Origin of the sequence: Roseicyclus sp., assembly GCF_052168335.1 — a bacterium.
GTDB lineage: Bacteria > Pseudomonadota > Alphaproteobacteria > Rhodobacterales > Rhodobacteraceae > Roseibacterium.
In genome coordinates, this window is sequence record NZ_JBQLZP010000058.1 from 1 (window position 1) to 5,372 (window position 5,372).

6 protein-coding genes are annotated in these 5,372 nt (G+C 71.0%); all 6 read right to left on the bottom strand.

The window, feature by feature from the left end:
- Window positions 1-131 precede the first annotated feature (131 nt).
- Window positions 132-2,156 (bottom strand): NADH-quinone oxidoreductase subunit NuoG, encoded by a 2,025-nt coding sequence (gene nuoG / locus ACTS11_RS01965; protein ID WP_442638674.1) that lies wholly within the window; start codon window positions 2,154-2,156, stop codon window positions 132-134.
- A 79-nt stretch (window positions 2,157-2,235) separates the two neighbouring features.
- Window positions 2,236-2,667, bottom strand: coding sequence for a DUF5333 domain-containing protein (locus ACTS11_RS01970; protein ID WP_442638675.1), 432 nt, complete (start codon window positions 2,665-2,667; stop codon window positions 2,236-2,238).
- Between the two features lie 146 nt (window positions 2,668-2,813).
- Window positions 2,814-3,068 carry a hypothetical protein gene (locus ACTS11_RS01975; protein ID WP_442638676.1) on the bottom strand — a complete coding sequence of 85 codons (255 nt, stop codon included), beginning with the start codon at window positions 3,066-3,068 and terminating at the stop codon, window positions 2,814-2,816.
- 166 nt (window positions 3,069-3,234) lie between these two features.
- Window positions 3,235-3,549, bottom strand: a complete 315-nt coding sequence (locus ACTS11_RS01980) for a hypothetical protein (RefSeq protein WP_442638677.1) — start codon at window positions 3,547-3,549, stop codon at window positions 3,235-3,237.
- Complete coding sequence (gene nuoF / locus ACTS11_RS01985) at window positions 3,546-4,841, bottom strand: NADH-quinone oxidoreductase subunit NuoF (protein WP_442638678.1); 1,296 nt, start codon at window positions 4,839-4,841, stop codon at window positions 3,546-3,548. The genes ACTS11_RS01980 and nuoF overlap by 4 nt, the downstream gene beginning before the upstream one ends.
- A 2-nt stretch (window positions 4,842-4,843) precedes the next feature.
- The gene (locus ACTS11_RS01990; RefSeq protein ID WP_442638679.1) at window positions 4,844-5,125 is read right to left on the bottom strand and encodes a DUF5337 domain-containing protein; all 282 of its coding nucleotides are present in this window, start codon (window positions 5,123-5,125) and stop codon (window positions 4,844-4,846) included.
- Between the last annotated feature and the right edge of the window lie 247 nt (window positions 5,126-5,372).

A 5,372-nucleotide genomic window follows, 5' to 3' on the forward strand; every position in this document is an offset into this window, starting at 1 on the left:
AGCCGTGTCTCCACGCCCTCGTGACGCACCTCCGGCGTGTCCGGCGCGCCGCCCGGCTGGCAGGCGCAGAGCGCCACCGGCAACAGGACCGCCCGGGCGGCGGTCGCGGCCACTCCGCCCGCCAAGCCGGCTCACTCCGCGGCGAGGGGGGCGGCGGCGCGGGCGCGGGCGGCCGCGCTCTGGCCGGCCATCAGCTCGCTCGCCCGCGCGATGGGGTTCACGAGGTAATGGTCGCTCAGCGCCGGCCGGAAGTCGGCCTGGCCGAGCGGTCCCGGCACCAGCGCCTCCCAGCGGTTCTCGATGACCTCGTCGATGTGGCCGAGATGCGGCACCGCGGCCACCAGCGCGCGGCGAAGCTCGGGCAGGCTGTTCCAGGGCTGCGTCGCGCCAAGCTCCGCCGAGAGCGCGCGCAGGATCGCCCAGTTCTCCCGTGCATCGCCGGGCGGGAACCCGGCGCGGAACCCGAGCTGCGGCCGCCCCTCGGTGTTGACGAAGAGGCCGCCCTCCTCGGTATAGGCGGCGGCGGGCAGGATCAGGTCGGCGCGGTGCGCGCCCCGGTCGCCGTGGCTGCCCTGGTAGATGACGAATGCGCCCGGAGCGATCTCGATCTCGTCCGCGCCGAGGTTGTAGATCACGTCCGCGTCCTCGACGGCGGCGGCGATGCCGCCCTCGGTCACCGCGCCCACGTCCATCGCGCCCACGCGGGACGCGGCCGTGTGCAGGACCAGGAGGCCCGAGTTCGTCGCCTCGGCGAGCGTCATGGCGGCGGCGAGGACCGCCTCCCCGTCCGCCTCGCGGAGCGCGCCCTGGCCGACGATGACGATGGAGGGCTTCGTGCGCACCTCGTCGCCATGGTCCATGTTCACGATCCGCTCGAGCGCGGCGCGGTCGGCGCCGATGTGGTCGACATCGTAGGTCAGGTCCGCCGCGGGCCCGATCAGGCCGACCGTCGCGCCGCGCGTCCAGGCCTTGCGGATGCGGGCGTTCAGGACCGGCGCCTCCATCCGCGGGTTGGTGCCGATCAGCATCACGAACTTCGCGGTGTCGATGTCCTCGATGGCCGCGGTTCCCACGTAGGCCGAGCGGTTGCCCGCGGGCAGTTTCGCGCCATCCGTCCGGCACTCCACGCTGCCGCCCTGCCCCTCGATGAGCTGTTTGAGCGCGAAGGCGGCTTCGGTCGGCGCCAGATCGCCCACCAGGCCCGCGAGCTTCTTCGCGCCCCGGATTGCCTTGGCGGCGGCCGAGAGCGCCTCGGGCCAGGTCGCGGGGCGAAGCCGCCCGTTCTCGCGGATGTAGGGCCGGTCGAGGCGCTGGCGGCGCAGCCCGTCCCAGACATAGCGCGAGCGGTCGGCCAGCCATTCCTCGTTCACGCCGTCATGGTTGCGCGGCAGGATGCGCATGACCTCGCGGCCCTTGGTGTCGACGCGGATGTTCGAGCCGAGCGCGTCCATCACGTCGATCGTCTCGATCTTCGTCAGTTCCCAGGGCCGCGCGGTGAAGGCGTAGGGCTTGTTCGTCAGCGCGCCGACCGGGCAGAGGTCGACGATGTTGCCCTGCATCTCCGATTCCAGCGTGGCGCCGAGGTAGGATGTGATCTCGGCGTCCTCGCCGCGGCCGGTCTGGCCCATCTCGGGCATCCCGGCGACCTCGGTGATGAAGCGGACGCAGCGCGTGCAGGAGATGCAGCGCGTCATGTGCGTCTCGACGAGCGCGCCCAGGTCGAGATCCTCGACCGCGCGCTTCGGTTCGCGATAGCGCGAGAAGTCGACGCCGTAGGCCACCGCCTGGTCCTGAAGGTCGCACTCGCCGCCCTGGTCGCAGATCGGGCAGTCGAGCGGGTGGTTGATGAGGAGGAACTCCATCACCCCCTCGCGCGCCTTCTTCACCATGGGCGAGTTGGTCTTGACCACGGGGGGCTGGCCCTCGGGGCCCGGCCTCAGGTCGCGCACCTGCATGGCGCAGGAGGCGGCGGGCTTCGGCGGGCCGCCGACCACCTCGACGAGGCACATCCGGCAGTTGCCCGCGATGGACAGCCGCTCATGGTAGCAGAAGCGCGGGATCTCGATGCCCGCCACCTCGCAGGCCTGGATCAGGGTCATCGCGGGATCGACCTCGATCTCGCGGCCGTCGATCACGATCTTGCGCAGGTCGCTCATGGGCGCAGGTCCTCCGGTTGGCCTGCGGGCGGTGGGTCTGGACAGGATCCGCCCGCGGGCTCACGCGTTCGACCGCCTTCTAACCCCCGCGGAGCAGCCTGCCAATGGCCGACCCCGCGGCGATTTCGTCGCGCCCCACCCGGCAGACGCCCGCGGGGTCGTCGATGTCCGCGCCGCGCGCGGCGAAGTAGGCCTCGGTGATCTCGCGATAGCGGCGCTGGTCGGCGTCGTTGTCGATGTAGGCGCGGATCTCGGCCCGCGTGAAGCCGAGCGTCTCGGCCCGGTCCACCAGGCTCTCGAGAAAGCCCATGGTCCGCAGCATCCGCCCCGAGATGTCGGGGCAGCGCAGGTGGATCATGCGCCCGACGGAAAAGGCGGTGAGCCCCTCGTGGATCACCGGATCGTCGCGCAGCGGCTGCCAGGCGTCCGCCCGCGCCTTGCCCGCGCTCGCGGCGAGGGCGAAGAAGACGAACAGCGCGCAGGCGCCGACGATTGCGAATGCTGGCCTCATGGATGCGGTCCTTCCGACTCGACGTTGCTGCCTCGTGGCGATCAGGCGGCGCTGCGGCGTGTCATTCAATAACCGCCGCGCGCCGGGCCCGTTCCCCGGCGGTCTTTCGCGATGCGCCGATCACGACGCGCGAAATACCGCCGCAGTCAGGCGAGATCGCGCCAGAGCGCGAGCCCCAGCCACACGAGCGCCACCGCGAAGACGAGCGAGAGCACGCAATAGACCGCGGTCTCGAGCTTCTCGGTGGTGTCGAGCACGGATGCCGAAAGGAGCGCCGCGACGCCGCCGAGCGCCCCGCCGACAACCGCGAAGCCCGGCCCGAGCATCGAGCCGAGCGCGAGCCCGAGCCCGCAGCACGCGAGAAATATGAACGGAAGCCCGTATCTGTGGAAACGAACCATGGAATCTGCCTCGATCTGCCTCTTGCCGGTCCGGTGCGGCCATGGGCCTGCCCGTCCGGTCATTGAGGGTCAGGATACGCGGCAGGGAGTCGTCGGGCAACGATTCCACGAAGACCCGGCGCAGCACCGCCGGCCTGAGGCCGATACGTCACAGGGCGCGGGAGCGTCAGGCGCCGCAGCGCCCCATGAAGTAGAGCACCCCGTCCTCGAGCCGTATCTGGGTATAGTCGGAGGCGGGCGGAAGCGCGTCATATGTGGCGCCGAGGCCCGCGCAATGGTCGCGAACGGCGGCCTGCGCGGCCTCCCAGTCGTCGCGGTCGATCTCGGCGCCGTCGCTCCGGCGCACGGCGAGCGCGGGCAGGTCGCCGTGGCGTCCGCCCACGTCGAGCGCCGTCTGCGTGACCGCGTAGGCGGGAGGCTCCTCCCGCGCGCAGGCCGCCGCCAGGAGCGCGACCGCCAGCGGCGCGGCGGCCCGGATCATTCCGCGGCGATCTCGACGGTGCCGCCGCGCTTCACCCGGATGCGGTCCTCGATCTCGGGCCGGAAGTGGCGGATGAGGCCCTGGATCGGCCAGGCCGCCGCGTCGCCGAGCGCGCAGATCGTGTGGCCCTCGACCTGCTTGGTCACGTCGAGGAGCATGTCGATCTCCTCGACCGAGGCGTCGCCGCGCACCAGCCGGTCCATCACGCGCATCATCCAGCCCGTACCCTCGCGGCAGGGGGTGCACTGGCCGCAGCTCTCGTGCTTGTAGAACTTCGAGAGCCGCCAGATCGCCTTGATGATGTCGGTGGACTGGTCCATCACGATGATCGCCGCGGTGCCGAGGCCCGAGCGCTGCTCGCGCAGCCAGTCGAAGTCCATGATCGCGCCCTCGCGCATCACGCTCGCGGGCAGGCAGGGCACGGACGAGCCGCCGGGGATCACCGCCTTGAGGTTGTCCCAGCCGCCGCGGATGCCGCCGCAATGCCGCTCGATCAGCTCGTCGAAGGTGATCGACATGGCCTCCTCGACGACGCAGGGGGTGTTCACGTGCCCCGACACGGCGAAAAGCTTGGTGCCCGCGTTGTTCGGCCGCCCGAAGCTCGCGAACCACTCCGCGCCGCGGCGCAGGATCGTGGGCACGACGGCGATCGATTCGACGTTGTTGACCGTGGTGGGGCAGCCGTAGAGGCCCGCGCCCGCCGGGAAGGGCGGCTTCATGCGCGGCATGCCCTTCTTGCCCTCGAGGCTTTCCAGCAGCGCCGTCTCCTCGCCGCAGATATAGGCCCCCGCGCCGTGGTGGAGGTAGAGGTCGAAGTCCCAGCCGGACCCGGCCGCGTTCCTGCCGAGGAGCCCCGCGTCGTAGGCCTCGTCGATGGCGGCCTGCAGGGCCTCGCGCTCGCGGATGTACTCGCCGCGGATGTAGATGTAGCAGGCATGCGCCCCCATCGCGAAACTGGCGATCAGGCAGCCCTCCACCAGCGTGTGGGGGTCGTTGCGCATGATCTCCCGGTCCTTGCAGGTGCCGGGCTCGGATTCGTCGGCGTTGACCACGAGGTAGCTCGGCCGCCCGTCCGATTCCTTCGGCATGAAGGACCACTTGAGACCGGTCGGGAAACCCGCGCCGCCGCGGCCGCGCAGACCGGAGGCCTTCATGATCTCGACGATCTTGTCGCGCCCGAGGCCGATCAGGTCCTTCGTGCCGTCCCAGTGGCCGCGCGCCTTCGCGCCCGCGAGCGTGCGGTCGTGCATGCCGTAGATGTTCGTGAAGATCCGGTCTTTGTCCTGCAGCATGGTCATCCCTTCCTGCCCCGGCCTGACGGGGCCTGTGGATCGCTGGCCGTCTTTCGGCGTTCCTGCCTCACCCAATAGGTCACCACCAGCGCCCAGACCAGTGCGGCAATCGCCGCAAGGTCCATGAGGAACGCGTAGCGCACGGGCAGGCCGAGCTCGCCCCCGATGTATTGTCCGCCGACCCAGAGCACCATGGTCGCCGCCATCACGATCGCGGCGAGGCGGATCTGCCGCACGAGGCGGCGGTCGCGCTCGGTGATCTCGGTGCGCTGTGGTTTCGGCATGTCTCGGGTCCGCTCCGGTCTGCGGCAGTCCCTAGCGCGGCGCGCCCCCCCGGCACAATGCCGAAGGGGCCGGGTGCGACGGCGCCGCGCCCCCGGGGGGACGCGGCGCAATCGGTCAGGTGAGCTTCGCGCGCGCCTGGTCCACGATCTTGTGGCGGGCGCAGATCATCTTGAAGCCGGGCTGCTGTTCGTTCAGCCAGTCGATCCCCTCGGCGTCGAGCCCGGCGAGCTGGTCGAAGTGGAAGAT